The organism is Spirochaetia bacterium, assembly GCA_022482625.1.
GTDB lineage: Bacteria > Spirochaetota > Spirochaetia > Sphaerochaetales > Sphaerochaetaceae > Pleomorphochaeta.
Genome location: JAKVOU010000001.1, coordinates 2,100,785 through 2,115,813 on the forward strand (window position 1 = coordinate 2,100,785; position 15,029 = coordinate 2,115,813).

The following is a 15,029-nucleotide window of genomic DNA, read 5'->3' on the forward strand; positions in this document are numbered from 1 at the left end:
TAGGAGAGATAGTCTATGTATGCCATTCGAAATTTGTCCAAAGGAATTCTGCTCAGCCTTGCTGTGGCTGTTCCTGCATATGTTTTAGGGAAGATTTTCCCAATCATCGGAGGTCCTGTATGTGCAATCCTCCTTGGTATGGCTGTTGCCCTGTTCCTTAAGGATAAGCCCCCTTTTGAAGCCGGAATACGTTTCACATCAAAGAAAATCCTGCAGTATGCTGTTATCCTGCTTGGTTTTGGTTTGGACCTGCGGACGATAACGGCAACAGGACGGCAATCACTTCCTATCATCATAGGTACGATTTCTACCTCCTTGGTCATAGCTTTCCTTTTGAAGAAAGCCATGCATATCGATTCGAAGACTGCAGTATTGGTGGGAGTCGGTTCTTCTGTTTGCGGAGGGTCTGCCATTGCGGCAGCTGCCCCATGTATCGATGCCGATGACGAAGAAATTGCCCAAGCTATTTCTGTCATATTCTTTTTCAATGTCATCGCAGCTATATGCTTTCCTAATTTTGGAGCTTTGTTGGGTTTTGACCGGACCAGCGGCAATGCTTTCGGCGTATTTGCCGGGACAGCAATCAATGATACGTCTTCTGTGACTGCTGCGGCTTCCACCTGGGACAGCATGTTTGCCTTGGGAACAGCTACCTTGGACAAAGCTGTAACGGTCAAGCTTACGCGGACGCTTGCAATTATTCCGATTACGCTTGTACTTGCGTTTCAACAGGCAAGAAAAAGAGAAGAAGCCAGAACCGAAAAGATCAACTGGTTCAAGGTTTTTCCTATGTTTATCATCTATTTCCTGCTTGCTTCAGTCATTACTACGATAGCTGGTAGCTATGGCGTAGATGCTTCTTTTTTTCTGCCGATGAAACAACTAAGCAAATTCTTCATTGTATTGGCTATGGCAGCCATAGGGCTCAATACGAATATCATAAAGTTGGTGAAGACGGGAGGAAAGCCTATCTTGCTTGGTTTCGCCTGCTGGATCGGTATTACTTTCGTAAGTCTTTTATTGCAGCATGTAATGGGTATCTGGTAGAAATTCAGTCGGGTTCTTCGGGTGGGGCTTTGGTGAAAAGGACATTTTCTATTGAGTTGCCGTCCATGTGCCGGATCGTCCATGTACCCAAGTTGTCGGTCAGCACTTCTCCTTCTTGTGGAATATCCTTTTTCAATTCCATCAGGTATGCTGCGACTGTACCGTCTTTTTCTCTTGGAACCTTCCGTATATCCATTTCGTCGCAGAACTGGAGGAAGGGTGTGTCACCCTGGACCTTGAAAGTGCCTTCGAGTCCTTTGATTTTTTCAATTTGTTCACCTTGCCCTGTTTCGTGTTCGTCATAAAGTTCTCCGAACAGCTGTTCAATGACATCTTCCATTGTAACGATTCCAGAAAAACCTCCATATTCATCCAGGACTACAGCTAGCTGCAGCTTGGATTTCTTGAATTGGAAGAACATGTCATCTACATGTTTGCTTTCCGGGACAAATATCGGTTCCATTGCTATGCTTGTGATGGGTTGGTCAAGTTTTTCCTGCAACTGGGCCTCAAGGATGCTTCTCAGCAGTACGATTCCGATGACCTCTTCTTGGTTTTCGTGATAGATGGGGACTCTTGAGAAATGAGAATTGATGATGGGATCATAAGCTTGCCTGATCGTCAGGTCATCCCTGATGGAAAAGACATCCATTCTATGTGTCATGATTGTCTTGACATGGGCCTGCGAAAAATGCAGTACCCTTTGCATCATATCAGATTCATAGGCGTCGACAACGCCGCCTTCCTGTGCAGCATCCACCACATGCATGATGCCTTCTACTGTAAGGCCGCTTTTTGTCTTCGGGGCAAAAAGTTTTCCGAAGCCTTTGCCGATTGCCTTGAACAGCCAGACAAATGGATAAAGTACCAGGGAAAGGAATCGTATCGGGTAAGCCATCCGTGTTGCAATGGACATGGAATGGGTGATAGCAAGCTGTTTTGGAGTTATTTCACCGAAAATAAGGATGATGACAGTCAGTATGCCGGTTCCTGCAGCAACAAGGCCAGAACCGAAGAACTGCAGGCAGAATGTCGTGACCAGGCTGGATGCAGATATATTGACGACGTTATTACCGATCAGGATTGTCGTCAGCAAGGTATCCTTGTCCTGAAGCAATTTTGCAGCCAAACGGGCAGATTTCCGGTCACTGTTTTCAAGTTCCTTTGCTTTTATCAAGGAAATGGAAGTGAAAGCTGTTTCCGTAGAAGAGAATATGCCACTGAGAAAAATCAGCAGCACGATAGTGAGGATCTGGCTAACCATGTCGTCGCTCACTTCTTGTCAATGAGTGTCTGTTGCAACACTCCCGCGTAGGTAAAGGGTCGTCCATATGATTCTAGCATACGTGATAGAAATGTTTTGTACAAGATGTAATCTGTTGTAAGCAAATGAATGGAAGCTGTCTATAAAGTCTTATTGTATTTGATAGGTAATGGTCACGTCACTATAGTAAGTGCCGGGATCCAAGGTCGAGTCACCATCCCAGCTGAGATAAAACTTTGTCAGGAGATCTACATGATAACCAGCGACAAGATAAATGCTTTTGTGGTATGCATCAAAAGGCCGATAGTAATAATAATAAGAATTATAACTGTATTCTCCATCATCAGTAGTAGTATGGACGGTCGGAGTTATGGTGGTGGTCCTTGTCCTATTGTTTGCGTTGTTTGTTCCTTTGTAGAAGTTTGATGGAGAAATAAAGATATCCAAGTAACTAGGCCACCATGCATTATAGGCAAAGGCAATTCTGAAATCATGTGTCTGTCCATCTTCTGTCAAAGGTGGAATATCATCAATGATATAGCGGTGACCAGGGTTGGAATAGTCATCCAGTCCGACCCATTGGGTACCGTTCAGATTGTAAGAAAGGTAAGCAGAAAGATCTGATTCTGCAACAGTACCTGAAAGTTGAATATAACTTGCTGAATCATCTGCAAAGAGCGGAACAAGTGTCAAAAGCAATGCGGCACATGCTGCAATTAGTTTTTTCATTTTCTTGCTCAGCTCCTTCCATTAATATCGATATCTGATATACCGTGTCTATAATATACTTTATGATGAAACTTATGTCAACAGAAAAATAAAATCTATCATTGCATGCGATGTATATTTACTTAATTATTTAATTTAAAAGTAATTAAAATATAAGTACTTTGACCAAAATGATGATTTTTATTGGAAATTTTATAAACATAAGCATTATTATCATGAAGATATCTGAGATTTAACGATGAGTATGTCAGAAGTTTCTTTGATTTTTGAAAATACTTTCCAATTGAAAAATGACAAATATCTTGCCTTCAGAGTTTTCTCTGTAGCCAAGATATATATAGTAAGGACTTTCAAATGAATAAATATCAGAGAAGTATCGTTCCTATGGAAAGAGCAATCAAAGCCAATCCGTAAGTTCCCATTACTTGGATATCAGAATGGATCTTTTTCTGTGAAGTGACGTTTTTTGCCAGAAGCGTATCGCTCAGGGTAAAGATAGTGGTACCGAAAAGCAGGAAGAAATTCATTGTCATTGCACTGGATGCAATGAAGAAGCACATCATCAGAGTATAGATTCGCATCGGCAACTTGGCTTTTCCTGCATTTCTTGTAATTGCAAGTAACTTATATAAAGGATAGAGCATAATTACGAGGACTATCGGCAAAGCCATCGGATTCTTTATCCTTGCAAAGAACTGAAGGATGAAACATAAATGTCCCATGAAAAAAGCTATGATTCCCAAGCCGAATGATTTCTGGTCTGATCTAAGCAGAAAGAAATCACCGGCCATATAGCATAGATAGGCAAGTATAAGTAAATTCAGCAAATCGGAATCATGTGGAATATTCATAAAAGTATTGAAAAATGCCAACGGAGCAAGCAGCAACTTAGTGATGTCCCCTGCCTTTCTTCAAATTCTTTGTCCGGACATAAAGATGGCAGATAAGTACAAGGAAGAACAGGAAGAGGAAAATAAAGTTTTTCATATAGCAATGATATGCCGTTTTTTCCAACAACGCAACGAAGAAATTTCATTTCGTATGTACGGTAGATATCGATTTGGTCGAGGTCTGCATAAAGAAAAAAATTTTTGTTGACAGATTCCAGATTTGCTATAAGATGATACTTGCTAAGCTGTCAGACAGGTTGACAGCTTGAAAAAAGGAGTACGTAACATGGATGCAGGGTTTCATGTCAACAGGGTAAATCTTTCACAGCAGATTGCTGATCATATTGAGGAACTTATTCTTTCTCCTGAATTCAATGTAAATGACAGGCTGCCGTCTGAGCAAGAACTTTCTTCGCAATTCAACGTCAGTAGGCCAATCATCAGGGAAGCTTTGAAGCTGCTGGTAGAAAGGGGCCTGATCGTACAGAAAAATGGAGCGGGGGCATTCATTACCAAACCTGGACAAAAGAATATCTATAAGTCGTTGTTCCGCATTGTTGCCATGGACAATATCAACTATGAGGAAATCCACGAAACCCGACTGATTCTTGAAATTTCTTCTGCACGGCTTGCAGCAAAACGTATTACAGAAAAACAGTTGCAGCAGTTGGCTGAAATTTTCCAGCAGGAATTGGACATGAGCATAGATATGCATAAGCGGGTTTCCCTTGATGCCGAGTTTCATAACAAGATTGCCGAAGGAAGCGGCAATGATTTGCTGATGATGTTTGTACAGTCTCTTATTTCAATCACGGAAGGCTATATGGTCAAAGGTGGCATGATTGAAGGAGGCAAGGAAGATGCCATAAGGGAGCATCGGCTTATCTTGGATTCTCTCAGACAAAGAGATGAAGGAGAGGCTGCTGTGGCTATGAAGAAACATCTTATCCAAGCAATTACGAATGTCAAGAAATATTGCTTCGAACACCAGGAGATAACAGATCCATTGAAGGATTTTGAAAGTTTACATAACAAGGATCAAAAAAATTAAGGAGGTTTCTTATGAATAAGAAAATTTCAGGTTTTGTAATCGTTGGATTGGCTGCAAGCTTATTGTTTGCCAATGGAACGACAGAAAGTGCACCAGCCAGCGGTACCAAGAGTCAGGGAAACAAGCCTGTCGAACTGGTTTACACGATGACTGCAGTTCCTACTGATGCGCATGCACAGGCTATGCAGGTATTCAAGAAGACCGTTGAAAAAGTTTCGAACGGTAATATCAAGGTCATTACCTATGACAGTGGGTCTTTGTTCAAGCAGGACCAGGAAGTTGCTGCTGTGAAATCCGGACAAGCCGATATTACGGCAACTTCTGCCTCTTGGTTGACTGATGGTTCTCCTTGGGTAAGCATGTTTACGGCAGGATATATGTTCAAAAGTTATGACCATATGAGAGCCTTCTTTGATAGTGATGCAGCCCAGAAGATGTTTGGTCGAATAGCCAAAGAACAGGGTATCAGGCCGCTTGGTGCAGAATATCTGGGTACAAGGGAACTTGATATGGTCGATGATATCGATGTCAAGACTCCTGCTGATCTCAAAGGTATCAACCTCAGGATGCCTAATTCTGAATCTTGGATTTTCTTAGGAAAGGCTTTGGGAGCAAATCCGACCCCAATCAGTTTCTCTGAATTGTATATGGCACTTCAGACCAAGACGGTTGATGGACAGGACAACCCGTTGCCGACTACCAAGAATGCCAAGTTCTATGAAGTGACGAAATCCATTACTCTGACTGACCATTTGATTGATACTGTCTGGCCGACTATCAATGAAGCAAAATGGGAAAGCCTTACTGACCAGCAGAAGGCATGGATCATGGAAGGTGTGAAGGCTGGTATCGAATACTGTGACAAGACAAATCTGGATGCAGAAGCCAAATTGGTTCAGTTCTTCAAGGACCAGGGCCTGAAAGTATACCAAGCGGACAAAGACGCTTTCTCCTCTCATGTCTTGGATCTTTATCTGCAGAGCAAATATGCCGCTTCTTGGGATAAGGATTTGTACAATCAAGTACAGTCCTTGGCGAAATAACGGTTGTTTCTTTAGAATCATCGCCGGAACTCCGGCGATGATCGCTTAGGATGATAAGGATATTTTCATGCAAGAAAGAAAAAATTCAGCTTTCTCAAGGATTTTCCTACAGATAAGGAATTTTTTTGAGCTTTATCTGCCGATTGCCGTATTTGTACTTATGTTTACGGTGTTTATTCTGCAGGTTTTTTTCAGATACGTCGTCAATCATCCATTGACATGGACCCAGGATGTGATTGTCGTATGCTTTTGTTGGCTTGTGCCCCTTGGGGCTTCCTATGCCATGAGAAAACATGACCATGTCATGTTTACGATGATTTATGACGGTGTGAAACCTAAGGTTGCTGCACTGCTGCGTCTGCTTGGAAACCTCATTATCATCATCACGTATTTGGTCTTGATCATACCCTCGTATAAGTATTGCCATTTCGTGGCTTTTCAGAAAACTGCAACTCTTCGTCTTTCGTATTTTTGGGTATTCTTGCCTTTTGTATATTTTTTGATTGCTGTCATCGGATATACCCTCCCAGAAGTACGTGAAGATATAACTATATTGCTCGGAAAGAAAAAAGACAGCGCAGTACATGAACATTCAGTCTTGAAGGAGGCCAGCCGATGAGTATTCCCTTGATCCTGGCATTGGCCATGTTTATCCTTATGTTTGTGTTGCGGATGCCGATTGCCATCGGTATGGTATCTGTAGCAGTCGTATACCTGCTTTCCAAGGGCATGGATCTGTCCTTGGTTACCAACATGGTAATGAATACCTACTTTACCAATTATGTAATCATTGCAGTGCCTTTGTTCATTTTTACTGCCAATGTCATGAACAGCGGTACGGTTACCAATAAGATCTTCGGATTCTGCAATGCAACTTTGGGAAGGCTGAGAGGTGCCCTTGGCCATGTGAATATAGTTGCATCCCTGATTTTTGCCGGTATGACCGGTTCGGCCATTGCCGATGCAGCAGGTCTAGGTAAGATTGAGATTACTGCTATGAACGATGCCGGTTATGACCCAGAGTTTTCTTGTGCCGTTACAGCTGCCTCTGCAACGGTCGGTCCTATTTTTCCTCCCAGTATTCCTCTTGTCATTTATGCAATGCTGAGTGGTACCAGTGTCGGCGCGCTGTTCCTTGGTGGTATGATACCGGCATTTTTACTTACGATTGCCTTGATGATCTATGTCGGTATCATTTCAAAGAAAAGAGAGTATCCCCGAGGACAGCATTTTACCGGTGCACAGATACTTGCCATTACTTTCCAGGCTGTTCCTGCCCTGCTGACCCCGGTTATCCTGCTTGTTGGCATCTATACCGGCGTCATGACACCGACAGAAGCTGGTGCAATTGCCGGTTTGTATGCGTTGCTTGTATCGATTTTTGCCTATAAGAATATGAGCTTGAAGGAATTCTGGAATCTGCTGGTTACGACTATACATGATGTAGGTACTGTTTCCATTATCATCGGTACAGCATCTGCTATCAGCTATATTGTAGCTCGGGAGCAGGTTGCCACGGTTGTTGCTGAGTATATCACCCGTATCTGCACGAATCCGAATACATTCCTGTTGCTTGTCAATGTTACCATACTGATTCTTGGCATGTTCATTGATACATCTGTAATACAATTGGTATTTGTCCCGATACTGATTCCTATTGCCTCTTACTATGGCATTGATTTGATACATTTCGGCTTGGTGGTTACCTTCAATATGATGGTTGGACTTTCGACGCCACCGTTCGGCATGCTGTTGTTCATTACATCCGGGATATCCGGTACCAGCCTGAAAGGAATCATGAAAGAAATTGTATGGCCGTTGGTTGTCATGATCCTTTGCTTGGTTGTCATTACCTATTTCCCTGATTTTGTACTGTTTTTACCAAAAACCTTTGGAATGATGTAAGGAAAAGAAGATGAAGGAATATCATGGTTGCTGGCCTACGATGATTACACCGTATACACCAGAAGGAAAAATTGATTATAAGGCAGTTGACGGTCTTGTAAAATGGTATATTTCGAGAGGCTGTGACGGTATCTTTGCTGTATGCCAAAGCTCTGAAATGTTTTTTCTCACTGATCAGGAAAAATTCGATCTTGCAAAAGCAACGAAGGAAGCTTCCCAAGGAAAAGTAAAAGTCATAGCTTCCGGACATACTGATGATGATCATGCCAAGCAGATCGATGAACTTGGAAAAATGAGTGAAACCGGTGCCGATGCTGTCGTATTGGTCAGCAACCGGATGGCAAGGCAGGAAGAAGGTGAAGATGTCTTTGAGAAAAATGCTTCGGATATATTCCGGCAACTTCCAGATGTGACTTTCGGATTGTATGAATGTCCCTATCCGTACCGGAGACTTTTGACGACGGATTTTCTCTATGACTGTGCTAGGACGGGCAAACTGGTCTTTCTGAAGGATGTGAGTTGTTCCAAGGCCATATTGAAGGAACGGATCGGCAGGATAAAGGATACGAAACTCAGCCTGTTCAATGCAAACACTTCTACATTGCTGGATTCCTTTATATATGGAGCCGACGGCTACAACGGGGTCATGGCGAATTTCCATATCGATCTATATAAGTGGCTTTATGAGAATTTCCGTCACGAGCCGGAACTTGCGCAGGAACTTCAGGACTTTTTGACGCTCAGCGCCATCACTGAGGCCCGTTGCTATCCTGTCAGTGCAAAATGGCATCAGAATGCCTATGACGTGCCGATGCAACTGGTTACGAGGAGCAAGGATGTCAATCTGCTCGTTGAGAATGACAGGAATGAACTTGAAGCTTTGCATAGAAGGGAAACAGCTTGGCGGAAACGCCTTGGTCTTCCTCAATAGAAACAAAAGCCGGCCAGAGTAGGCCGGCAATTTTCATTCAGAAGAGATATTGATAGACAGGAGCAGGATATGAACAAAGGAAGAGCACTGTTGGACAGGATGAAGGATCCCTCCGCAGCAATGGTTGTCGGTGGTCATGTTTTTCTTACGGATCCTTCCATAAGTGAAGCCATGGCAGGATATGGATATGATTTTATTTGGATTGACGGTGAGCATGGTCCTTTTGACAAGAATACCTTGCTTTCCCATGTCGTATTTGCGAATGAGGGGGGAGCCGCTGCTTTTGTCAGGGTGCCGAAAAATGATCCCGATGTGATCAAACCGATATTGGAAATGGGTATTGATGGTATAATTATTCCACAGGTCAAGTCTGCGGAAGAAGCAAAGGCGGCGCTTTCGGCGTGCCTGTATCCCCCGAGAGGCATCAGAGGGTTTGGACCGAGAAGGGCAATAAAATACAATGCAATGAGCATGGGTGACTATCTGTCTGATGCTGACGATTCGTTCCTGCGAATTCTCCAGATCGAGCATGTCGATGCTGTCCGCCATATCGATGAAATTGTGGCCCTTGATGGCCTTGATGCACTGATAATCGGCCCGATGGACCTGAGCAGTTCCATCGGCTTGCTGGGGAAACCGCTTGCTCCAGAAGTGGTGGAGCTTGGAGTCAAGACAATCAAGGCTGCCAAACGACATGGTATTCCTTGTGGCGTATCAATTGGACCGGATGCAACACTAATCAATGCATGGAAAAAAGCCGGCGTTGATTTTATCAGTTGTGGTGATGATGTTTCTTTCTTGCAGATCGGTGCCGCAAAGACAATTGCTGAAATAAGGAAGGCATAGCCATCGATATTCTATCGGACGGCAATCTTTACCACTACCTTTGTTACTTGGCAATGTGTCTTTTCACAGTCGATGCAGGGCATGTGTGCATCTTTCGGATCGAGTAAAATCAAAAGTCCGTTGCCAAGGACAATGCAATGTGCCGGTGACTCGGAAGAACCAAGGACAAAATCATGTGTATCATCAAATGGTTCTGCGAGGTGTACTGTACTGCTGTCAACTACATAGACTTTTTCTGATCCCCTTGTAAGGTATTGGAGGTCAATATATTTCTTGTGGTATTCATATTTGCCTTCTTCCACGGGTTTTGTGGCATATTGTGAAACCATGGCAAACACATTGTCTCCATCGATTTCATATCGGCCGGTTGCCAGACTTTCCAAGTCCGTGGATGCAAGCCAGGAAACAGCTGTTTTGATATTTGCAGAATTGCTGCCATTATATCGGATGAAGTTCTGAAGGTCTGCAATAAACATGGTAATCGATCCTCCCCTTCGATGCCCATAGGGCAATCTGTCTAAGAATGTAGCTTTTTACCTGTTGTTCTGCAAGCAGGACTCTGGAAAGTTTTTGCCCTATGATGCAACAGCAGTTTTTCCTTTCCTGTCATGCAGAATGTTTGTAAAAGATGTTTTTCTGGTGTATAGTAGTCTGCATATGGCAAAGACAGCAAAGCACGATTACAACGAAGACCAGATCCAGACTTTGTCAGCTCTGGAGCATATCAGGCTTCGCTCCGGTATGTACATAGGGCGTCTGGGCAATGGCAGTCATGAGAATGACGGTATCTATGTCCTTTTCAAGGAGGTCATAGATAACAGTATCGATGAATTCAATGAACATTTCGGGACAAAGATTGAGATAACACGCAAGGATCAGATGATATGTGTCCGTGACTATGGCAGAGGCATACCTCTTGGAAAGGTCATTGACTGTGTTTCAAAGATCAATACAGGGGCAAAATATACCAATGAAGTCTTTCACCGTTCCGTCGGATTGAACGGCGTAGGAACCAAGGCTGTCAATGCCTTGTCTTCCCATTTCCTGGTGACGAGCTATCGGGCAGGAAAATATATGAGCGCAATCTTTGCGAGAGGCAAGCTTCTCTCGCAGAAAAAAGGGACAGCAGCAAAGGAAGCGGATGGCACCTATACTGAATTCATTCCGGATGTGGAAATCTTCAAGCACTATGATTTCAATGAGGATTTTCTTGACACAAGACTCTGGAACTATGCCTATCTCAATCCTGGTCTTACCCTATTGTACAATGGCAAGCGTTATCAATCCTCAAGAGGGCTCCTTGATTTGCTTGAAAAAGAAATCGACGGAAATGAGTTGTACGACTTGATTCACTATCGGGGAGAGTTCATTGAGTTTGCCTTTACCCACATTGCCAATAGTTATGGGGAAAATTATTTTTCTTATGTAAATGGGCAGCATACGGTTGACGGAGGTACGCATCTTTCTGCGTTCAAGGAGGGAGTCCTTAAGGCTGTCAATGAATTTTTCAAGAAAAGCTGGAGTACGCAGGACGTAAGAGAAGGTATCCTAGGGGCCATTTCAATAAAAATTGAAAACCCGGTATTTGAAAGCCAGACAAAAAATAAATTGGGTAATACGGAAATCCGAAGCTGGATAGTCCAGGAAGTCAAGGACGGAACCATCGATTTCCTTTTCAAGAATCCTGAAGCAGCCCAGAAACTGTCTGAAAAAGTCGTCCATAATGAAAAACTGCGCAAGGAACTGAATGAAGTGAGAAAGAGTTCCCGCAATTCAGCCAAAAGGATTTCCCTCAACATCCCGAAACTCAAGGACTGCCGTTATCATCTCAAGCAAAGTGCATCCCATGAGACAGAGTGTGAGAATTCCATGATTTTTCTTACTGAAGGAGACAGTGCCTCCGGGTCCATAACAAAGACCAGGGATGTACATACGCAGGCAGTCTATAGCCTTCGTGGCAAGATTCTCAATGTCTACAATAAGAGTAAATCAGAAATATATAAGAACACGGAACTCTATGATATGATGAAAGCTCTTGGAATCGAAGATGGCGTGGATGGCCTGAGATACGGGAAAGTCATCATAGCTACAGATGCCGATACCGATGGCTACCATATCAGGAACCTGCTGATGACATATTTCTTGACTTATTTTGAGGATTTGGTCCTTGCGGGCCGGCTCTATATCCTCGAAACACCATTGTTCAGGGTACGTAATAAAAAACAGACGGCCTATTGTTACACGGAAGAACAGAGAGACTTGCTTGTCCAGCAGATCAAGGGTGCAGAGGTAACACGGTTCAAGGGACTTGGGGAAATCGATCCCAAGGAATTCGGTGCATTCATAGGAGAAGATATGAAACTTGAGCCGGTGACTGTCGGGACTTTGGCTGAAGCTAAGAAAGCCGTAGGTTTCTATCAAGGTGACAATACCCCTGAAAGAAGGGATTTCATCATGGAGAATCTGATCTGATGGCCCAAGCAGAAAAACTATTCAGAAACAATTTCCTGGAGTACGCTTCGTACGTCATCAAGGACCGTGCCATTGCGGATATCAATGATGGTTTCAAACCTGTACAACGAAGGATCATCCATACGTTGTTTGAAATGGATGACGGCAAGTTCCATAAGGTTGCAAATGTCGTCGGGTGGGCCATGCGGTATCATCCCCATGGAGATGCTTCCATCTATGAGGCATTGGTAAATCTTGCAAACCACGACCTTCTCATTGAACGCCAGGGTAACTTCGGCAATGCCATGACCGGTGACAGGGCTGCAGCTTCCCGTTACATTGAATGTAGGATAAAGCCTTTTGCAAAGAAAGTACTCTATAACCCCGAACTGACAGAATACGTGGATTCTTATGATGGTAGGAACAAGGAACCTGTTTCCTTTCCTGCAAAGATTCCCTTGGTTATCATCCAAGGTGTCCAGGGTATAGCTGTCGGGATGGCCACGACTATTTTCCCGCATAATCTTGAAGAAGTCCTTTCTGCCATGGAGAGTGAACTGAGGGGCAGGAACTTCGTACTGTATCCTGATTTCCCAAGTGGCGGTCTGGTTGATGTCTCGGATTATCAGGATGGCAAGGGCAGTGTCCTGGTCAGAGCAAAAGCTTGATACTTCAGATCCGAAGAAGATTGTAGTCACGGAACTTCCTTATGGAATTACCAGTGAACGCCTGATTACGACGATTGATGCCGCAGCAAAGAAGGGAAGGCTCAAACTGGCATCAATCAATGACTATACGGCTGAAAAGGTCAACATAGAAATCAACCTTGCAAGAGGTATCTATAGCGAAGATGTTGTCAAAAGCCTGTATGCCTATACGGAATGTGAGAAGAAACTCAGCGGCAATCCGTTGGTAATCAGGGACAATATACCGGTCATCATGGGAGTCAGTGAAATCGTCAAGTATCATACTGCTCATTTGCTTGATATACTGAAGGCCGAGCTTGAACTGGAAAGAGGACATCTGGTTGACCGTCTCCATCAACGGACTTTGGAAAGGATTTTCATAGAAGAACGCATATATAAGAAGATAGAGAAACAGAAAAGTGCCGAAGGTGTCCTGCAGGCTGTCATTACGGGATTCGGTCCTTTTGCAGACCAGATGATACGGCCGGTAACTGCAGATGATGTCGATCGCTTGCTGAAGATTCCTATCAGGAGAATCAGCTTGTTTGATATCTCCAAGAACAAGGAAGAAATCGAAGGTATCAATGGAGATATTGCAAAGGTTGAGGATAAGCTGGCCCATTTGAAGGATACGGCGGTTTCATTTCTTCATGAGCTGAAGGCAATGGTCCCGAAAGAGAGATTGCAGCGAAAAAGCAAACTGACTAATTTCGAGACGGTCAGTGAGAAGGAAATTGCAGCAAGGGACCTTGCTCTCAGGTATGATGCAAAGACCGGTTATCTTGGCTATGAGATCAAAAGCGGGACAGCCATGCTGGATATCAGTCGTTTTGACAGGATCCTGATAGTCATGAAAGATGGGACCTACAGGTTCTTGTTGATCCTGCAAAGGAATATATCGGCAAAAAAATGCTTTATCTTGGCTATGGCGAGAAAGAAGATCTTGGAAAGGTTACTTTTTCTCTGATCATGCAGCAGAAACAATACAAGTATCTGTTTATCAAACGGTTCCAGATCAAACCCGGACAGCTGAACAAGGCTTATGAATTGCTTCCTTCCGACAGTTTCAAGGTAGTCAAGTTGAGTACCTGTGAAGATGCAGAGATACGGGTTGTCTATAAACCGAAACCAGGTATCAGGGTCAAGGAAGAATGCTTTTATCTCAGCAGTTTCCTTGTCAAGAACAGTAGGTCCAAAGGAGTACGTCTGACCGTAAAGGAAGTACAGTCCCTGCGGATGCGACCGGTCAAACGAGTCGAAGAACCGGCTGACCAGCAACCATCGCTTTTCAATGAAAATGAAGAGGAGGAGAACAATGATGATGTTTGAAGAATCGGTCAAAAACAGGATCCTTTATGAAGACAACCATCTTATTGTCATAAACAAACTGCCCGGGGAATTGGTCCAAGGGGATGAAAGCGGTGACAGGACCCTTGCTGATGATGTAAAGGACTACCTGAAGAAGACCTATAACAAACCTGGCAATGTTTTTCTAGGCATTCCTCACCGATTGGACAGACCGACTAGCGGAATCGTCATCTATGCCAAGACTGACAAGGCCCTGAAAAGGCTTTGTGATATGTTCCGTCGCAATGAAGTGAAAAAAATCTATTGGGCTATCGTAGACAAAATGCCAGAGAAACCCTCGGGGACATTGGTCCACTATCTGGTCCGTAATGAACGGCAGAACAAAAGTGTTGCAACACCTGTAGAAAAGAGGGGAAGCAAGCTGGCAAAGCTATCCTATCGTCTGCTTGCATGTTCAAAGACTTATTTTTTGCTTGAAATTGATTTGCATACAGGGCGTCATCATCAGATAAGAGCCCAGCTGGCTGCCATCGGCCTGCATATAAAGGGTGACCTGAAATATGGGGCGGCAAGGAGCAATCCCGATGGTGGAATCAGCTTGCATGCCAGAAAGGTTTCCTTTGAGCATCCGGTGAAAAAGACGCCGCTGGTCCTTGTTGCGGAGCCACCTCATGAAGTTGTGTGGAATGCTTTCATGGCTGCCCGGCCTGACCAGGACTGACCGTTTCTGTATGCTTTTTGATTCAAGTATTTCCAATGTATCTTCCCTTATTGCCTGAGGGAAGAATTTTTTTAGCAAAAAGAAGCAGTTTTTATTATAGATATACATATAATATTTTAGGTTTATTTAAAAAATACTTGACAACTCACACTTGTAA

14 protein-coding genes and 1 pseudogene are annotated in these 15,029 nt (G+C 43.6%); 11 read left to right on the top strand and 4 right to left on the bottom strand.

The genetic code is table 11. From position 1 onward, the window contains the following. Window positions 1-15: 15 nt before the first annotated feature. On the top strand, window positions 16-1,047 hold the full coding sequence (locus tag LKE40_09530; GenBank protein MCH3917685.1) for a YeiH family protein: 1,032 nt from the start codon (window positions 16-18) through the stop codon (window positions 1,045-1,047). A 4-nt stretch (window positions 1,048-1,051) separates the two neighbouring features. Here LKE40_09530 and LKE40_09535 read toward each other — a convergent pair whose 3' ends face one another. The 3 genes from LKE40_09535 to LKE40_09545 all read right to left on the bottom strand — a co-directional run bounded on the left by LKE40_09535 (window position 1,052) and on the right by LKE40_09545 (window position 3,891). Continuing rightward, window positions 1,052-2,311, bottom strand: a complete 1,260-nt coding sequence (locus LKE40_09535; GenBank protein ID MCH3917686.1) for a hemolysin family protein — start codon at window positions 2,309-2,311, stop codon at window positions 1,052-1,054. Between the two features lie 150 nt (window positions 2,312-2,461). Then, window positions 2,462-3,040: a hypothetical protein gene (locus LKE40_09540; GenBank protein ID MCH3917687.1), complete on the bottom strand. Its 579-nt coding sequence runs from the start codon at window positions 3,038-3,040 to the stop codon at window positions 2,462-2,464. A 365-nt stretch (window positions 3,041-3,405) separates the two neighbouring features. After that, window positions 3,406-3,891, bottom strand: a complete 486-nt coding sequence (locus LKE40_09545) for a lysoplasmalogenase (protein ID MCH3917688.1) — start codon at window positions 3,889-3,891, stop codon at window positions 3,406-3,408. Window positions 3,892-3,934: 43 nt separating this feature from the next. On the opposite strand from LKE40_09545, the gene LKE40_09550 reads away from it, so the two are divergent. The 7 genes from LKE40_09550 (at window position 3,935) to LKE40_09580 (ending at window position 9,706) form a co-directional block, all read left to right on the top strand. Then, window positions 3,935-4,138: a hypothetical protein gene (locus LKE40_09550; protein MCH3917689.1), complete on the top strand. Its 204-nt coding sequence runs from the start codon at window positions 3,935-3,937 to the stop codon at window positions 4,136-4,138. A gap of 78 nt (window positions 4,139-4,216) precedes the next feature. Next, on the top strand, window positions 4,217-4,981 hold the full coding sequence (locus tag LKE40_09555) for a FadR family transcriptional regulator (protein MCH3917690.1): 765 nt from the start codon (window positions 4,217-4,219) through the stop codon (window positions 4,979-4,981). 11 nt (window positions 4,982-4,992) lie between these two features. After that, window positions 4,993-6,024: a sialic acid TRAP transporter substrate-binding protein SiaP gene (locus tag LKE40_09560; protein ID MCH3917691.1), complete on the top strand. Its 1,032-nt coding sequence runs from the start codon at window positions 4,993-4,995 to the stop codon at window positions 6,022-6,024. Window positions 6,025-6,091: 67 nt separating this feature from the next. Continuing rightward, complete coding sequence (locus LKE40_09565) at window positions 6,092-6,643, top strand: TRAP transporter small permease (protein MCH3917692.1); 552 nt, start codon at window positions 6,092-6,094, stop codon at window positions 6,641-6,643. Continuing rightward, complete coding sequence (locus LKE40_09570) at window positions 6,640-7,929, top strand: TRAP transporter large permease (GenBank protein MCH3917693.1); 1,290 nt, start codon at window positions 6,640-6,642, stop codon at window positions 7,927-7,929. Before LKE40_09565 ends, LKE40_09570 begins: the two co-directional genes overlap by 4 nt. 10 nt (window positions 7,930-7,939) lie before the next feature. Beyond that, window positions 7,940-8,860, top strand: coding sequence for a dihydrodipicolinate synthase family protein (locus LKE40_09575; GenBank protein MCH3917694.1), 921 nt, complete (start codon window positions 7,940-7,942; stop codon window positions 8,858-8,860). A 69-nt stretch (window positions 8,861-8,929) separates the two neighbouring features. Beyond that, a complete protein-coding gene (locus LKE40_09580) occupies window positions 8,930-9,706 on the top strand; it encodes an aldolase/citrate lyase family protein (GenBank protein ID MCH3917695.1) in 777 nt (258 codons plus the stop codon). Between the two features lie 11 nt (window positions 9,707-9,717). Here LKE40_09580 and LKE40_09585 read toward each other — a convergent pair whose 3' ends face one another. Beyond that, window positions 9,718-10,182, bottom strand: a complete 465-nt coding sequence (locus tag LKE40_09585) for a YhcH/YjgK/YiaL family protein (protein ID MCH3917696.1) — start codon at window positions 10,180-10,182, stop codon at window positions 9,718-9,720. Between the two features lie 181 nt (window positions 10,183-10,363). On the opposite strand from LKE40_09585, the gene LKE40_09590 reads away from it, so the two are divergent. From LKE40_09590 to LKE40_09600, 3 genes and pseudogenes are all read left to right on the top strand, one after another. Further along, window positions 10,364-12,178, top strand: a complete 1,815-nt coding sequence (locus tag LKE40_09590) for a type IIA DNA topoisomerase subunit B (GenBank protein MCH3917697.1) — start codon at window positions 10,364-10,366, stop codon at window positions 12,176-12,178. Next, window positions 12,178-14,172: pseudogene (locus LKE40_09595) on the top strand (DNA topoisomerase IV subunit A). Before LKE40_09590 ends, LKE40_09595 begins: the two are co-directional and overlap by 1 nt. Next, on the top strand, window positions 14,159-14,872 hold the full coding sequence (locus tag LKE40_09600; GenBank protein ID MCH3917698.1) for an RNA pseudouridine synthase: 714 nt from the start codon (window positions 14,159-14,161) through the stop codon (window positions 14,870-14,872). The pseudogene LKE40_09595 and the gene LKE40_09600 overlap by 14 nt, the downstream one beginning before the upstream one ends. Window positions 14,873-15,029: the final 157 nt, after the last annotated feature.